Origin of the sequence: Paenibacillus sp. FSL K6-2441 (genome assembly GCF_037964765.1) — a bacterium.
GTDB lineage: Bacteria > Bacillota > Bacilli > Paenibacillales > Paenibacillaceae > Fontibacillus > Fontibacillus phoenicis.
The window spans coordinates 2734229-2750363 of record NZ_CP150174.1 but is presented as its reverse complement, the minus strand read 5'-3'; the positions used below and the strand labels follow the sequence as shown (position 1 = coordinate 2750363).

Here is a 16135-nt window from a genome sequence, read left to right as displayed (position 1 = left end):
TGCCCGGATGTTGGTTCATTTATCCATTCGTAATCTGGCAGTGGTTGAAGCGGTCGATGTATCGTTTGGTTCCGGCTTTCATGTCCTGACAGGGGAGACCGGGGCGGGCAAATCAATCATCATTGATGCCCTGAGCTTGATTGCCGGCGGCAGGGGGTCAGCCGATTTAATCCGTTATGGTTGTGATAAAGCCGAGATGGAGGCTTCCTTCGATCTGCCAGCAGGACATCCGGTTTGGACAACCCTGGAAGGATTCGGCATCGCGGGAGATCCCGGAGAGCTTCTGATTATTCGCCGGGAAATCAGTGTCCAAGGCAAGAGCTCAGCCCGCATTAACGGACAGCTCGTGAATTTATCCATGCTGCGTGAGGTTGGGGAGAAGCTGATTAACCTGCATGGCCAACATGAGCACCAAACCCTGCTTCGACCGGAACGCCATTTAGAGTTGCTGGACGCCTACGGGGCAGAGGCGGTTGATCCGGTGAAGGCGGCTTACCAAGCGACCTACGCCGAATTCGTACGGATCGACAAGGAATATCACGAGCTGCGCAATACAAGCCAACAGGCGCTGCAAATGCTTGATTTATACCGTTTTCAGCTGAGTGAAATTTCTGCAGCCGAGTTAAAACCGGGTGAAGATGAATTACTCGCGGAGGAAAAGGTCAAGCTATCCCATAGCGAGAAAATGATGGAGTCCATTTCGAAAGCCTATGATTTGCTGTATGGCCCTCAGGGACTGGATGCGATTGCGAAGGCTGTCTCGAAGCTAAGTGAAGTATCCGCATATGACAGCAAAGGAATATCTCCGCTCCTGGAGCAGCTTCAATCCGCTTATTATCAACTGGAGGATGCGTCCTTTAGCCTGCGGAACTATCGCGAACGGATCGAGTTTAATCCTGAACGGCTGGAAGAAGTCGAGGAACGCCTGGACCTGATCTCGACGCTCCGCCGTAAATACGGTGATGACATTCAAGGGATCCTTGCGTATTATGAGAAGATTCGCCAGGAAGTGGATGCCTTGGAGAATAAGGATGAACGCCTGGAGCAGCTGCAGGTGCAACGGGAGAAATTAACCGAGCGGCTGATGAAGCAGGCTTTTGAGTTAAGTGCTGTACGGCAGCAGAAGGCTGTTGAGCTCGCCGCTCAGATCGAGACGGAGCTAAAGGACCTGCAAATGGGTCGAACCTCCCTCGAAGTCAAGTTAAGCCTCATAGAGGATGCCAACGGATTGGAATGGGAAGGAAAGAAGATCCGTCCCGGCAAACACGGTATCGACAATGCTGAATTCCTCATTTCGCCAAATCCCGGAGAACCGCTCCGACCGCTTAGCAAGATCGCATCCGGCGGTGAGCTGTCCCGCATGATGCTGGCACTAAAGAGCATATTTGCCCGGCATGAACAGGTTCCTGTACTGATTTTCGACGAAGTTGATACTGGCGTCAGCGGACGAGCGGCTCAGTCGATTGCCGATAAGTTGTCGCGATTGTCTGCGATGTGCCAAGTCTTCGCCATCACTCATCTGCCGCAAGTGGCTTGCATGGCGGATCGGCAGTACCTCATCGAGAAAGTCGTTGAAGACGGCCGCACCATGACACGCGTTGCTTCCTTAGATGAAGCGGGACGGGTAAATGAACTGGCCCGCATGCTCGGCGGGGTAGAAATCACGGAAAAGACCCAGCATCATGCCCAAGAAATGCTGAAGCTGGCGCAGGCACAAAAGGATGTTTTACTAAGTCTGGCACAATGATTGACAGTAATAAAACACCTGACCCGGGGTATCTTATAGGTACGCAATTGGCGACCACCGTTTCGTCAAGCGAAAGAAGCTAAGGGAGCGTGACAGCCATTGAACCCGAACCTCAGGAATCGAATGCTCGGTCTTTTTCTTGCCTTCTTCTTTTGTTTTCTCGGCACGTCTGCCGCTGAAGGGCGGCTTCCCGTACTGCCGGACGAGTTACGCCTGTTTCAGGGTCAGGGAACACAAATTTCATTTGCTTTGCCCGTACAGGCTGAAGTCAGTGTGGATCGGCCTGATGTAGTGATGGTCAACGGGCAGGCGAACCCATCCATGAAAGTATCATTAGGACATCCGCTCAAGCTTTCGTCGCTTCGGAGTGGAGAAGCCAACCTCCGCATGAAATTATTCGGTCAAATTCCTCTAAAGACCGTCAAGGTCAATGTCATTCCGGACCTTAAAGTGATTCCCGGCGGACAAACCATCGGTGTCAAGGTGAAATCCGCCGGGATCTTAGTGGTCGGGCATCATCAAGTTGTAACAGATACCAGCAAAGTTTCACCCGGCGAAGCGGCCGGAATTCAAGCCGGTGATTTGATCACCCACATTAACGGAATGAAGCTCCACGATGTCCGCGAAGTAGCGGAAATTGCCGCCGAAGCGGGCAAACATCAACGGCCCCTTAAGATCACCTATATGCGGAACGATAGGGAACTCACAACGTCCTTAAAGCCGGCATATGATCAGCAGGATCGGGCTTGGAGACTCGGTTTGTATATCCGTGATTCTGCTGCAGGGGTAGGGACCTTGACGTTTTATGCCCCGGATCACGGCGTTTATGGAGCCCTCGGCCACATCATTACCGATATGAATACCCAAACGCCGATCGTCGTCGGCAGCGGGCAAATCCTGCAATCCAGCGTCACATCCATCTCCAAGAGCGAGAGCGGTGAACCCGGGGAGAAGCGTGCTCACTTTCTAAAAGAAGGGAAAACCCTAGGCAATATCGAACGCAATACGAATTTTGGGATCTTCGGGAAGATGTCGCAAAACCCGGAGCATAGCCTCTATGAGAAACCGATTCCCGTCGCTTTTGCAGAAGAAGTGAAGGAAGGACCAGCAGAAATTCTGACCGTTGTCGAAGGTCAACGCATAGAGCGGTTTAAAGTCGAGATCGTCCATGTTTCCAAGCAGAGTGTACCGGAAACCAAAGGATTAGTTATCCGCATTACCGACCCGCGTCTCGTGGAGAAGACCGGCGGCATCGTTCAAGGCATGAGCGGTAGTCCGATTCTTCAGAACGGCAAGCTCATCGGCGCTGTGACTCATGTATTCGTCAACGACCCGAAATCAGGATATGGTTGCTTTATCGAATGGATGCTGCAGGATGCCGGTATTTTACAAAGCCCGAAAGACACGATGCAAAATCTTAAGGCGAGCTAAACGCTGCCTTAAGATTTTTTTAGATATCAGCGTACTATGTCAAGTAGAATTTTTAGGTTTCTGGGTAACCCAAACACACCTAACCACCCAGATTTTCAAAAAAGTTAGCAACTGACAGAGAAGCGATGCTTGAAACCGGCCTTTCTCGGACTTGAAAGGAAATAGCCTCGTTTTTTCAATCCTGCGATGCAATCTGGCTGAGTGCAGAGTATACGCTAACGTACAATTCGCATTCACAGGGCGAGGTGGATAAAGCTGACATACGAGATCCAAGGTCTCCAAGAAAGTGATCCGATCTTCCCTCAGTCCCAGAAAGACCGGTTCCAAGATCTTGCTTAGTTAGGCCACCGCTAGTGTCGGCATAACGCAATTGAAGTTCAACTTCTTATTGACCTCATCAAGGATGTGATAATCAGAGCACTGCGATTGAAACGGTAAACGGTCTCGCAGCATGGCGAAAGCGACTTTGAGCATCTTATTACCCATTGCAACAAAGATGGCTCGTTCATGTTTTCCTTTTTCCTTCAGACGATCATAGAAAGGCTTAAGGTCCTTATTATGCATGCAGAGACTCTTACCTGCTAGATATACCGCATAACGAAGGTGATCGTTTCCCTGTTTGGAAATCTTGCGGTAGGAGCCTTTGCCGCCACCTGTTTGCTTAACAATGGGGTTTGTGCCAGCTTTCTTAATTAACTGGTTTGCGTTCGAGTACTGAGATACATCGCCGATTTCAGCATAAAGCTCAGCCGCGGTAGTCACTCCTAAGCCCGGGACGGTAAGAAGCAGTCGTCCGTCTGTCTGAAGGAGAAGGTTCTCGATCTCTTGTTCCAAAACATTAATTTTGGCATCAAATGTTCGTAAGTCACGTAGCTTCATTTTCAGTAACATAAGCTCAGGCCGAAGTTCCTGTAAGTTTCTCGATAACGCTTGTTCAGCGACGTGCAAGAGCTTCTGGATGGTGGTGTTTCGCAATTTGAGATTATGCTGAATCGAGAGCTTCCGTAGCCCGGTCTCCCCTAGTTTCAGGACAGCAGCGGGGTGTGGATAATGCTCCATGAAGAAGAGCGAGGCTTTCCCCCAGAAGTCACTGAATACTTTGATTTTTCGAGCTCTACCGGCTGAATAATCTGCATATCCTTGGTACTCGCGCCAGATGAGGTCCATAAGTGCTCGAATCTCTGTACGCAAGGAAGCACGCTTCCGTGTCTCAGAGCGCCGTGCTCGAGTCAAGACATGGAGCTGACGCTGCACGCCATTCAAAAGCTGGTTTTCAGTGGCTTTGTTGCTTTTGATGGCATGGGCGATGGCCACAAGATCAAGATCATCTGTTTTGCACCAATTCAGTGCGCCGGCGCGTTCCTCGAAGGTGGTATACGGATTCAAGATCTGAACGTGGTACCCTCGTTTCGCCATCTCGCGGACGATGTCTTCATAGTAATGGCCTGTTGCCTCAATACCCAGGAACAAGCGAACAGCCTCTGTGGCTGTAACCGCTTGATTAATCTTCTTGCAAAGCAGCTCCATACCAGAATTATTCGCTGAGAAAAAGAAGGGTTTTTCAATGATGTCGCCGAAATAATTGCATATTAAGGCTTTTTGGTGGAGCTTGGCCGCATCGATTGCAACGATGAGGACTTGCTCCAGGTTAACGCCCCTTAGCTGTTGACTGAACTTAGTTCCCTTACGGCCTTGAATGTGCGAGGATTTCCCCATGCGACTTTAACCTCCTGTGGTTGGTAGGTAAGATTGAAGCTTCCCTGTCAGGTGCTTCTTTCTTCGATAGTCGCTGGGGATTTCCTCTTTATATTTTGATTATATTACACGCCAGAAAGTATAAACTACGGGGATTGGCATCCTGATATCGCAAGAAAAACTTCGGCTAAACGCGGTCTGTCTACATTGAATGTACGTCGATTGACGTTTTTCTTATCTTGAGGAAGTGAAACTCCTCAAGCAAAGGTCGACAAACCCGGCTTGGAATCTGTATGCATTTGTCGAATGAATCCGAACGAGATCGTTTTATGTAAATAAATAATTTATTATATATCAATCATGCAAAAAAATAAATAAAAATAATTTTCGACAGAAGGAATTTACTTTTGCATGTCGAATCCTTATTCTGGTAAGAAGAGAAGCAATGAATAAACCTATCCAATTACCTGAAGGAGGAAGTAGGCAGTGCAGAAAATCGAAGTGTTGTTGGCAGATGATAATCGTGAATTTACGAATTTGCTCGCGGAATACATTTCGGAGCAAGACGATATGGTCGTCTCAGGAATCGCCTATAACGGGGAAGAAGTACTGGAGATGATTGATCAAGCAGCAAGAGTTCCCGATGTGTTGATCCTGGACATTATTATGCCCCATCTGGACGGACTCGGTGTGCTTGAGCGCATTCGCGACCTCAACCTAACCCCTCAGCCTAAAATCATCATGCTGACCGCCTTTGGTCAAGAGAACATCACGCAGCGTGCCGTTCAGCTTGGAGCTTCTTACTACATCTTGAAACCCTTTGACATGGAAGTGTTGGCGAACCGCATCCGTCAGCTCGTGGGTGTCCAAACCTTAAGCAACAGTGCACCTTCTACTTCGTTTGCCAAATCGAATGTGGTGCCTCTGGGCAAAGGGAAGAACCTCGATGCGAACATCACATCGATCATACATGAAATCGGAGTTCCGGCGCATATTAAAGGATATCAATATCTGCGCGAAGCGATCACGATGGTGTACAACAACATCGAAATCTTAGGCGCCATTACGAAAACACTGTATCCGGCGATCGCGGAGAAATTCAAAACGACGCCATCCCGCGTAGAGCGTGCGATTCGTCATGCGATTGAAGTCGCTTGGACCCGAGGCAACATCGATTCCATCAGCCATCTTTTTGGTTATACGATCAATATCTCCAAATCCAAACCGACCAATAGTGAGTTCATCGCAATGGTAGCGGATAAACTGCGGATCGAGCATAAGGTGTCTTGAAAGTCTGAGGACACGAATGGTGATAACGACGGGAGAAATTAAGCCGTTGGTCGTTCACTTATGCAGTGATCCAGAAGGGTTAAATGAAGGGCGGTCCCTCTCGGTGTATGCCGGGATGCGGCCGTTTTTTATTTTGCCTGAGATGGTATCCGCACTTGCCGATTGACAATAAAGTCCCTTTAGGATTATCCTGTATATGAGCATATGTTCATATACTGTTATTCGAGAGGGGAACGACCAGGTGGAAAAAAAGTTACACATCGATCTGAGCCCGGATACACTGGAAAAGGTTTCTACGATATTTAAAGCATTGTCCGATCCGACCCGAATCAAACTTCTTCATTTGCTGTCGGAAGAAGAATGTTCCGTGACGCATATGTCGGAAGTGTTGAATTTATCGCAGTCGGCGGTTTCCCACCAACTGAGTCTGCTGCGAAATTTGCGGCTGGTGAAGTTCCGTCGGGAGGCCAATACGGTGTACTACAGCTGTGACGACGAGCATGTGATTTCGCTCTTGAAACAGGCGATTCAACACGCTTGTTGCGAATAGGAGGGAGATCCATGGGACATCATCACGCTCACCATCACCACGATCATGACCATAGCCATGCCGGCCATTTCCACGATCATCATGCGGCACGTTCGGGGAATAAGAAGGGGCTGTGGATCGCTCTACTCATTACGGCTTCGATCGCCGTTCTTGAATTTTGCGGCGGTTTGATTACAGACAGCCTCGCTTTATTGTCCGATTCCGGTCATATGCTAAGTGACGCCAGCTCGCTGCTGCTCAGCCTGATTGCCTTTTGGTTTGCCGCTCGCCCCGCCTCAAAGCGGAATACGTACGGGTACCACCGTATGGAGATCCTGGCCGCGTTGCTCAATGGGGCAGCCTTGTTCGTGATCGCCGGGTTTATCTTTTGGGAAGCCTACGGGCGTTTGCTTGATCCGCCGACCGTGTCCAGTAATACGATGATCGTGATTGCGGTGATCGGTTTGTTTGCGAATTTAGCAAGCGCGGCGGTATTGCTGAAGAAAGGCGACGTCACAGGCAACTTAAACCTGAAAAGCGCCTACCTGCATGTGCTTGGAGACGCTTTGGGGTCGATTGGCGCTATTTTCGCGGGGATATTGATGTCGTTGTTTGGTTGGTATATTTTCGACCCGATCATCAGTGTTCTCGTCGCTCTGTTGATCCTGCGCGGAGCCTGGGGCGTCATCACCCAATCGGTGCACATTTTGATGGAGGGCTCGCCGGCGTCGATCGATCAAAGTCAGGTGAAGCAGTGTCTCGAAGGGATTTCGGGGGTTGTTGAAGTCCATGATTTGCATATTTGGACCATTACTTCGGGGATGGATGCGTTAAGCTGTCATTTGACGATTGAGGATGGCAGCCAGAGCCAAATCGTGTTGCAGGAAGCGATTACCGCTTTGGAGAAGACGTTCCACATCGGCCACACCACCATTCAGGTGGAAACCTCGCACATCCGGCACCGGGAGCTTATGGTATAATTCCATCAGAAGAAAGGATGAGCGTCATATGACTAACGATCTTGAGCCGGCGGCTTACCGGGAATTGCTGGAGGGCACGGATTTGGAAGAAGATAAACGGCAGGCCCTTCTGGAGCTAATTCAACGTTATGAACAACTTCGTGCAGAAAACGTCAGATTACGCAAGGCATTGCTTCGCGCGAATTCCCAGCAAAGCTCGCGGATGTCGACCAAACTGAAGGAAGCGTTATACGAATAAGCTAAAAAACCTCTTTACGCCGAGACAAGGCAAAAGAGGTTTTTTCATAAGAACCTTGAGGTTAGTCATGCTGTACCACGGCGGGTTCTGGTTCTTTAACGGCGGCTTTGGCGGCATCGTCCTTTTTGCGAAATCTTGGCCCTACGTAATTCCGCTTGCGGTCCCGGAAGAAGATCCACCCGCCCAAAAATCCGGCGCCGGCTGCAAACAAAACAACGCCTAGCCCGAAGTTTAACCAATCAAACGTGACGCGAGTTAACGAATCGTCGCCGTGTGCTGACATATAATCAAATAAGGTGTCTTTGATCTTTATAAATCCGATCATCGCTGCAATGCCGGGGATCACCAGCAAAATAATCGCGATAAACCGGGACAGCTTGAGCTTCATGAGCTAGATCTTCCTTTCCCTCTCGAAATGGCTATGTATTGTTAAAAATATCATACCTTTTTCCTGAGGGGATGTCTATTTACGGCTTTGATTTGTAATAACGGAAAAACAAGGTAAAATAGGGGAAAGTGACTGAATTGATAGAATGGGTGGAGATCGATTATGGCAATTACTTGTGATGTAGCAGTGTTGGGCGGAGGGACTGGCGGATATATCGCAGCCATTCGCGCCGCGCAACTGGGGAAAGACGTTGTAATTATTGAGCGGGACAAGTTGGGAGGGACCTGTCTGCATCGAGGTTGTATCCCAAGCAAAGCGCTGCTGCGCAGTGCGGAGCTCTACGCGCAAATGAAGGATAGCGCAAGCTACGGCATCGAGACTAACGGCGTGACGCTGGTATTCCCGAAAGTGCAGGAAAGAAAGCAAAGCATCGTGGATCAACTGCATAAAGGGGTCCTATATTTGATGCGTAAACATAAAATCCGTGTCATCCAAGGGAATGGGCGGGTGATTGGGCCGTCGATTTTCTCTCCAAAAAGCGGAGCTGTTGCGGTGGAACTTCCGGATGGTGAAATGGAGACGGTCGTGCCAACCAACTTGATCATCGCCACAGGATCTCGACCACGGATGCTGCCGGGGCTTGAGCCGGACGGGAATTATATTCTTAGCAGCGATGAAGCGCTGCAGCTATCCGAGCTTCCCGGCTCGATGCTGATTGTGGGAGGCGGCGTCATCGGGGTTGAATGGGCGTCGCTACTAAACGATTTTGGCGTGCAGGTGACCGTGGTGGAAGCAGCGGATCAGCTGCTGCCGGCGGAAGACGAGGACGTTGCCCGCGAATTGCAGAAACAGCTGCAACGCCGCGGCATTCAAGTGATCACAGGGGTTTCGGTCGATCCCGGTTCCTTAGAAATCGGCAATAACCGGGTACAAATATCTGCGAAGCGAGGGGACGAATCGATCCGCCTCGAAGCAGACAAGCTGCTGGTATCGATCGGACGCCAGGCCAACGTGGAGAATATAGGACTCGAAAATACCGACATCGGGTTAGAACGCGGCTTCATTCGGGTAAATGAATTTATGCAAACCACGGAACCGCATATTTACGCCATTGGCGACTGCATCGGCGGTCTTCAACTGGCGCATGCTGCCAGCCATGAGGGGTTAACTGCCGTCCATCATTTAGCCGGGGAGGCTTCGCACGGTTATCAAGAAAGCCATATTCCGCGCTGTGTGTACACCCGCCCCGAGGTTGCTTCGGTTGGAATCACCGCCAAAGAAGCGAAGGCCAAAGGGCTGGAGGTTAAAATCGGCAAGGTTCCGTTCTCGGCGATCGGGAAGGCGCTGGTGCATGGCGAAACCGAAGGATTTGTGAAGATGGTGGCCGATGCCCGCACCAATGATATTCTCGGCATGCAGATGATCGGGCCGCATGTGACGGAGCTGATCAGCCAAGCGGCACTGGCCCAGGTGCTGGATGCGACGCCTTGGGAAGTTGGACAAGTGACCTTCGCTCATCCGACGCTGGCGGAAATTATCGGGGAAGCGGCACTGGCCGTGGACGGGAACTCCTTAAACGCTTGAGGCAACGGGCGAAAAGATGAATGTTTTCTTTTTCACTGTAAAACGATTATAATAAACTTATTCCAAGTCTTAGTACCTGGTGTTAATATTAAGCTATGTAATGCCCCAATCAAAGGAGGTAACTCCCATGAATGCCAAAAGTGTAGTTCAAACCGAGCCAAAACATAAGCAACTCGGACTAACGGATGCAGAAGTCATTGAGATGTACAGATATATGGTGACCGCACGCAAATTCGACGAGCGCAACCTGTTGCTGCAGCGGGCCGGGAAAATCAATTTCCACGTTTCTGGGATCGGTCAGGAGACCACGCAGGTTGCTGCGGCCTTTGCGCTGGATCGCGAGCGCGACTATTTCCTGCCTTACTACCGGGACTACGGCTTTGTGCTGGCCGTTGGCATGTCGCTGACAGAATTGATGCTTTCGACATTTGCCAAAGCGGGTGACCCGAACAGCGGCGGCCGTCAGATGCCGGGACATTTCGGCAGCAAACGGCTGCGTATCGTGACCGGTTCCAGTCCGGTAACCACTCAAGTTCCCCATGCCGTCGGCGTCGCCTTGGCGGCGAAAATGCAAAAGAAGGACATCGTTTCTTACGTCACGTTTGGCGAAGGCTCCAGCAATCAGGGCGATTTTCACGAAGGTTTAAACTTTGCTGGGGTTCAGAAGCTGCCGGTTATCTTCCTGTGCGAAAATAACCAATATGCCATTTCCGTACCGGTGAAGAAGCAGTTAGGCGGCCGCGTGGTGGATCGGGCTCAAGGCTATGGATTCCCGGGGGTTCGCGTAGATGGCAACGATGCGCTGGAGGTATACCGAGTTGTGAAGGAAGCGCGGGAACGCGCAGTTCGCGGCGAAGGGCCAACGCTGATCGAAGCGATGATGTACCGCCTGTCTCCGCACTCGACGTCGGACAATGATCTGGCGTACCGGACGAAGGAAGAAGTGGAAGAGAATTGGAAAAAAGACGGTATCCCCAAAATGAAGTCGTACCTGATCGAAACCGGCATATGGAGCGAGGAGCAGGACGAAGCGCTGTTGCGGGATATCCAACAACAGCTGAAGGAAGCGGTGGAAGCGGCTGACAACGCGCCGTTCCCGCGGCCGGAAGACACGCTGCTGCATGTATATGCCAGCGAAGGGGAGGAGCAATAATCATGCCGGTGATGGAGTATATCGACGCGATTCGTCTGGCCATGAAGGAAGAAATGGAGCGGGACGAAAGCGTGTTTGTTCTGGGGGAAGACGTCGGCGTCAAGGGCGGCGTGTTCACGACAACGAAAGGGCTGCAGGAGCAGTTCGGTGAAATGCGCGTCATCGATACGCCGCTTGCGGAATCGGCGATCGCCGGCGTTGCGATTGGCGCAGCTATGTACGGGATGAAGCCGATCGCAGAAATGCAGTATTCGGACTTTATGCTGCCTGCAACGAACCAGATTATCAACGAAGCGGCGAAAATCCGCTATCGTTCCAACAACGACTGGAACTGCCCGGTTGTAGTCCGCGCTCCAATCGGCGGCGGGATCTTTGGGGGACTTTACCATTCCCAATGTCCGGAATCGATATTCTTTGGAACACCGGGGCTGAAGATCGTTGCGCCTTATTCGGCTTATGACGCCAAGGGCTTGTTGAAAGCAGCGATTCGCGACCCTGATCCGGTGTTGTTCTTTGAGAACAAGAAATGCTACAAGCTGATCAAGGAAGACGTGCCGGAGGACGATTATATCGTCCCTATCGGCAAAGCGAAGGTGCTGCGGGAAGGCGATGACATTACGATCATCGGTTACAGCTTGCCGCTGCATTTTGCCATGCAGGCTGCGGAAGAGCTGGCGGCAGAGAAAGGGATCAGCTCCCACATTCTTGATTTGCGCACGCTGCAGCCTCTGGACCGCGAAGCCATTATTGAAGCGGCCCGCAAGACGGGCAAGGTTCTGATTATCCATGAGGATAATAAAACCGGCGGTATTGGTGCAGAAGTTTCTGCTATTATTTCTGAAGAGTGCCTGTTCGAGTTGGATGCTCCTATTGCAAGACTGTGCGGACCGGACGTTCCGGCGATGCCGATTAGCCCTCCGATGGAGAAGTTCTTTATGCTTAGCAAAGATAAAGTCAAAGAAGCGATGCTTCAATTGGCGCTTTATTGATTGGGAGTGAGGATACTAATGTCATCCAATAAAACATTGATAGACGTGCAATTACCCCAGCTCGCCGAATCGCTCGTCTCGGCTACGATCGGGAAATGGCTGAAGAAGCCGGGGGATCCAGTCGAGCAATACGAGCCGATTCTTGAGGTCATTACGGACAAAGTAAATGCGGAAATCCCTTCGACGGTCGAAGGTGTGATGGGCGAGCTGCTGGCGGAGGAAGGGCAAGAGGTTCAGGTTGGCGCGGTGATCTGCCGGATCGAGACGGCGAATGCGACTGATACGCCAGCAGGCGACCCAGCGGTAAACGAAGCTGCCCGTCCGGCTGCCGGTGCGGCAAGCGCGGGGGAACAGTCCGATCACTCGCAGCGCCACCGGTATTCGCCGGCCGTGCAGACGCTGGCCGCTCAACACGGAATTGATCTACGGCAAATTACGGGTACAGGGCTTGGCGGACGGATTACGCGGAAGGATGTGCTGGCTTACATCGAGCAAGGCGGTCGCGGGGGTGTTGCCACACCCGCAGCACCGGCAACGACGCCAGCAGCAGCACCGTCCGTGCCATCGCAGACAGCGCAAGCAGCGCCTTCGGCTGCGCCGGCGCCGCAACGCGTCATCCCGGCCGTAATCAACGATGCTCCGGGACCGGTACGCCATTCCGGCTTGCACTTGACGGAGAACCCGCCGATCCCAACCATCGAAGTGGAAGGGGGCGACCGTTCCGAGTATTTTATCGACGTAACCCCGATCCGCAACACGATCGCAACCCGGATGCGCCAAAGCGTATCGGAAATTCCGCATGGCTGGATGATGATCGAGGTCGACGTGACCAACCTGGTGCAGCTGCGCAACAAGATCAAGCAGGAATTTATGCAGAAGGAAGGCGTCAACCTGACCTACCTGGCTTTCCTGCTGAAGGCGGTTGTGGGAGCGATCAAGGATTATCCGATCATGAACTCGGTGTGGGCGGTGGACAAGATCATCGTCAAACGCGATATCAACATCTCCTTGGCGGTTGGAACCGAGGATTCGGTGCTGACGCCGGTCATCAAGAAGGCCGATCAGAAAAATATCGCCGGCCTGGCGCGGGAAATCGAGGAGCTGGCAACGAAGGTCCGCTCCGGCAAGCTGAAGCTGGATGATATGCAGGGCGGGACGTTTACGGTGAATAATACCGGTTCCTTTGGTTCGATTTTGACGCAGCCGATTATCAATTATCCGCAAGCCGCGATCCTGACGTTTGAATCGATCGTGAAGCGGCCGGTTGTGATCAACGATATGATCGCCGTCCGTTCGATGGCCAATCTCTGCTTGTCCTTGGACCACCGGATTTTGGACGGAGTGATTTGCGGCCGCTTTATGCAGCGGGTGAAGGAAAATATGGAAAGCTACAATTTGGACACGCAGGTGTATTGAACGTAACGAGAGAATCGAGGCGACAATGCGATGAACGAAGGCTTGACAGTACGCTATTATCCGATGATGGAATATGGGGAAGCCTGGGATTTGCAGAAACGGCTCATTAAAGAGATGGATGCGCAGCAGCAGGGAGAACACCTGCTGCTGTTGCAGCATCCGCCGACCTATACGATTGGCTCCCAGAACCATCCTGAGCATTTGCTTCTTAGCCTTGAGCAGCTGCAGGAGCGGGGCATTGCCGTGTTTGAAATCGATCGCGGGGGAGATATTACATATCATGGCCCCGGGCAGCTTGTTGGCTATCCGCTGCTTCGGTTAGAGGCCGGGCGTGGGCTGGATTTGCATGGTTACCTGCGCCAGCTGGAGCAGGTGATCATCGATTATTTGGCGGAGTTTGGCATCGAAGGCTCACGTAAACCGGAGTACACCGGGGTGTGGGTTGGCGACGTGAAAATTTGCGCGATTGGCGTAAAGTTCAACAAATGCAGGCATCATCGAGGTTTTATTACCAGTCACGGGTTTGCTTTTAATGTGAAGTCCGGCATTCAAGAGGAAGGCTTTCGCGGAATCATTCCTTGCGGGATTCAAGAATACGGGGTGACCTCGTTGGAAGACGTGACCGGCCGCTCATTTACGGTTGAGCAAGTCGCGAAGGAGATCGTACCGAAGTTTAACGCGGTATTTGGGCGTTTGGGGGCTTGGGTCGAGGCCTAATCCGCCCCCAAAGCGGGCTGATTATCGAATGAAGAAGGGCTCAAGGAAAGCGATCAGCGTTGAAGCCAGCATGGCAAACAACATCAAATATACGACGAATCTCATCCGATTTTTACGCATAGTGGTAACTCCTTTGACTTAAACGTATATTATTCTCACTCTTATTATCGTATCGAAGAAAGCGGGGAAAGTCCAATGATTAACGAGGAACGCCTCATCGGACAATTTCTGGAGCTGGTGCAGATTGACAGCGAAACGAAGCATGAGCGCCAAATTGCCGATGTGTTAAAACGGAAATTCAGCGAATTGGGACTGGACGTTGTGGAGGACGGTTCGCAGGCAGTGACGGGACATGGCGCCGGGAACCTGATCGCCACGTTAAAAGCCAGTGAAGGCGTGTTCGCTGAACCCTTCCTGTTCACCTGCCACATGGATACCGTCACCCCAGGCAAGGGGATTAAACCGGTTGTTGGGGAGGACGGATGGATTCGCAGCGACGGCACGACGATCCTCGGAGCGGACGACAAAGCGGGTGTGGCGGTGCTGCTGGAGCTGATTCAAGTCCTGCAGGAGAAGCAAATTCCGCACGGTCAAATCCAGTTTGTCATCTCGGCTGGCGAGGAATCGAGCCTGCGCGGAGCGCGGGCGCTGGAGGCGCAGTATGTCGATTCGAAGTTCGGGTTCGCGATTGACACCGGCGGTGAAGTGGGCACGATTTGTGTTGGCGCACCCACGCAGGCACGGGTTGAAATCGAGATCTACGGCAAAGCGGCCCATGCCGGGGTCAATCCGGAAGACGGCATCAGTGCCATTCAGGTAGCCGGCAAGGCGCTGGCTCGTATGAAGCTCGGGCGTATTGACTCGGAGACAACCGCCAACATCGGCAAGTTTGAAGGTGGCGGCGCGACGAACATCGTTCCGGATCACGTCATTTTATATGGCGAAGCGCGTAGCATGTCCCAAGAGAAGGTCGATAAGCAGCTGCAGGACATGAAAGAAGCGGTGGAATCCGCATGCCGCGACTTTGGAGCCAAGGGGGAATTCCGCAGTGAGGTGCTGTACCGAGCGTTCCGGATCCCGGAGGAGGCTCCCGTTCTGCGGATCGCTAAGCAAGCGGCGGCTGCGCTCGGACTTGCGGGAACGACGTTTACGACGGGCGGCGGCAGCGACGCGAACATCTTTAACAGCCTGGGGATTCCAACGGTGAATCTGGCGATCGGCTATGAGGACATCCATACAACCAATGAAAGAATCAAGAAGGACGATCTCGTCAAAACTGCGCAGTTTGCGCTGGAGATCGTTCGTCAATCGGTATCCTCTTCTTGATCCCTTAAGGATGTCAGAATGCCCGGTGCGCTATTTCGCACCGGGCTTTTTTTGCAGGATGACGGCTGTTCCCCGGATTGGTTCGCATTAATGCAGTCGAGTAGACGGTTTGGCCGGGAAGTGACGAACCTGCGCAGGACTCCACTCGGTATGCCAGCCTGTAGCTTGAATTAAGTTCAGAGCTTGGTGGAAGTCGTCTAAATATTTGCAAATTTTCTCCTGCTCCGATTTAGGCGGGTGATACAGTTGGATTCGTCGCTCCAGATTGGCGATCGCCTGCTGCAAGTAACAGGAGGCTGCGCCGAAACGAGCCGCTGCGAAATCGGGATTCCGCTCGGCAAGCGCTTCAAAGATGGGAGCGGCTTCTTCGTATTGTCTCTCATCGTAGCAAATTTCCGCCCAAATCAGGCTTAGCTCCAAAAAGGGGGGAGTGGGCTCGCGAAGCAACCGAGGTTCGATCTGCAGTAGCCGTTCTTTGGCTAGTGCGACATAACCTTCTTTATATAAAGATTGGATCAGCTCGCTAAGCAAATAATTGTCCATCTGCCCCGCCAGCTGTTCAGCAACGTCAATCTGACCTGTGGATACGGCGTTCTGGATCATTTCTACGAGTTTTCCCATATTTTTAGGCTGTCCGGTAGGACTGCGCATA

Annotated in this window: 17 protein-coding genes; 13 read left to right on the top strand and 4 right to left on the bottom strand. The window is 51.8% G+C overall.

Going from position 1 to position 16135, the window contains the following annotated elements; all coding sequences use genetic code 11:
- Positions 1-7: 7 nt before the first annotated feature.
- Together recN and spoIVB are read left to right on the top strand one after the other, a co-directional pair.
- Entirely contained in the window at positions 8-1747 is a 1740-nt protein-coding gene (gene recN, locus NSQ80_RS12615) for a DNA repair protein RecN (protein WP_009225796.1), read from the top strand.
- A 99-nt stretch (positions 1748-1846) separates the two neighbouring features.
- The gene (spoIVB, locus tag NSQ80_RS12610) at positions 1847-3178 is read left to right on the top strand and encodes a SpoIVB peptidase (RefSeq protein ID WP_009225797.1); all 1332 of its coding nucleotides are present in this window, start codon (positions 1847-1849) and stop codon (positions 3176-3178) included.
- A gap of 339 nt (positions 3179-3517) precedes the next feature.
- Here the strand turns inward: spoIVB and NSQ80_RS12605 are convergent, their stop codons facing one another.
- On the bottom strand, positions 3518-4894 hold the full coding sequence (locus tag NSQ80_RS12605) for an IS110 family transposase (RefSeq protein ID WP_260072012.1): 1377 nt from the start codon (positions 4892-4894) through the stop codon (positions 3518-3520).
- 465 nt (positions 4895-5359) lie between these two features.
- On the opposite strand from NSQ80_RS12605, the gene spo0A reads away from it, so the two are divergent.
- The 5 genes from spo0A to NSQ80_RS12580 all read left to right on the top strand — a co-directional run bounded on the left by spo0A (position 5360) and on the right by NSQ80_RS12580 (position 7910).
- Positions 5360-6163, top strand: coding sequence for a sporulation transcription factor Spo0A (gene spo0A / locus NSQ80_RS12600; RefSeq protein WP_009225798.1), 804 nt, complete (start codon positions 5360-5362; stop codon positions 6161-6163).
- A 16-nt stretch (positions 6164-6179) separates the two neighbouring features.
- Positions 6180-6329 carry a hypothetical protein gene (locus NSQ80_RS12595; protein ID WP_157273473.1) on the top strand — a complete coding sequence of 50 codons (150 nt, stop codon included), beginning with the start codon at positions 6180-6182 and terminating at the stop codon, positions 6327-6329.
- A 75-nt stretch (positions 6330-6404) separates the two neighbouring features.
- On the top strand, positions 6405-6713 hold the full coding sequence (locus NSQ80_RS12590; protein WP_009225799.1) for a metalloregulator ArsR/SmtB family transcription factor: 309 nt from the start codon (positions 6405-6407) through the stop codon (positions 6711-6713).
- Between the two features lie 11 nt (positions 6714-6724).
- Positions 6725-7672 (top strand): cation diffusion facilitator family transporter, encoded by a 948-nt coding sequence (locus NSQ80_RS12585; RefSeq protein ID WP_260070646.1) that lies wholly within the window; start codon positions 6725-6727, stop codon positions 7670-7672.
- 28 nt (positions 7673-7700) lie between these two features.
- Positions 7701-7910 (top strand): hypothetical protein, encoded by a 210-nt coding sequence (locus NSQ80_RS12580; RefSeq protein WP_009225801.1) that lies wholly within the window; start codon positions 7701-7703, stop codon positions 7908-7910.
- A gap of 61 nt (positions 7911-7971) precedes the next feature.
- Here the strand turns inward: NSQ80_RS12580 and NSQ80_RS12575 are convergent, their stop codons facing one another.
- Positions 7972-8298, bottom strand: a complete 327-nt coding sequence (locus tag NSQ80_RS12575; protein ID WP_009225802.1) for a DUF2627 domain-containing protein — start codon at positions 8296-8298, stop codon at positions 7972-7974.
- 162 nt (positions 8299-8460) lie between these two features.
- Between NSQ80_RS12575 and lpdA the strand changes: the two genes are divergently transcribed.
- From lpdA to lipB, 5 genes are all read left to right on the top strand, one after another.
- Positions 8461-9882, top strand: a complete 1422-nt coding sequence (lpdA, locus tag NSQ80_RS12570) for a dihydrolipoyl dehydrogenase (protein ID WP_260070647.1) — start codon at positions 8461-8463, stop codon at positions 9880-9882.
- Positions 9883-10009: 127 nt separating this feature from the next.
- Positions 10010-11035: a thiamine pyrophosphate-dependent dehydrogenase E1 component subunit alpha gene (locus tag NSQ80_RS12565; protein ID WP_036645781.1), complete on the top strand. Its 1026-nt coding sequence runs from the start codon at positions 10010-10012 to the stop codon at positions 11033-11035.
- A gap of 2 nt (positions 11036-11037) precedes the next feature.
- A complete protein-coding gene (locus NSQ80_RS12560) occupies positions 11038-12024 on the top strand; it encodes an alpha-ketoacid dehydrogenase subunit beta (protein WP_260070648.1) in 987 nt (328 codons plus the stop codon).
- An 18-nt stretch (positions 12025-12042) separates the two neighbouring features.
- Positions 12043-13440, top strand: coding sequence for a dihydrolipoamide acetyltransferase family protein (locus NSQ80_RS12555; RefSeq protein WP_009225806.1), 1398 nt, complete (start codon positions 12043-12045; stop codon positions 13438-13440).
- Between the two features lie 30 nt (positions 13441-13470).
- On the top strand, positions 13471-14157 hold the full coding sequence (lipB, locus tag NSQ80_RS12550; protein ID WP_339299264.1) for a lipoyl(octanoyl) transferase LipB: 687 nt from the start codon (positions 13471-13473) through the stop codon (positions 14155-14157).
- Between the two features lie 21 nt (positions 14158-14178).
- Here lipB and prli42 read toward each other — a convergent pair whose 3' ends face one another.
- A complete protein-coding gene (prli42, locus tag NSQ80_RS12545) occupies positions 14179-14277 on the bottom strand; it encodes a stressosome-associated protein Prli42 (protein ID WP_085982549.1) in 99 nt (32 codons plus the stop codon).
- Positions 14278-14352: 75 nt separating this feature from the next.
- Between prli42 and NSQ80_RS12540 the strand changes: the two genes are divergently transcribed.
- Positions 14353-15483, top strand: a complete 1131-nt coding sequence (locus NSQ80_RS12540; protein WP_260070650.1) for a M20/M25/M40 family metallo-hydrolase — start codon at positions 14353-14355, stop codon at positions 15481-15483.
- Positions 15484-15570: 87 nt separating this feature from the next.
- Here NSQ80_RS12540 and NSQ80_RS12535 read toward each other — a convergent pair whose 3' ends face one another.
- On the bottom strand, positions 15571-16134 hold the full coding sequence (locus NSQ80_RS12535) for a tetratricopeptide repeat protein (RefSeq protein WP_260070652.1): 564 nt from the start codon (positions 16132-16134) through the stop codon (positions 15571-15573).
- Position 16135 lies beyond the last annotated feature (1 nt).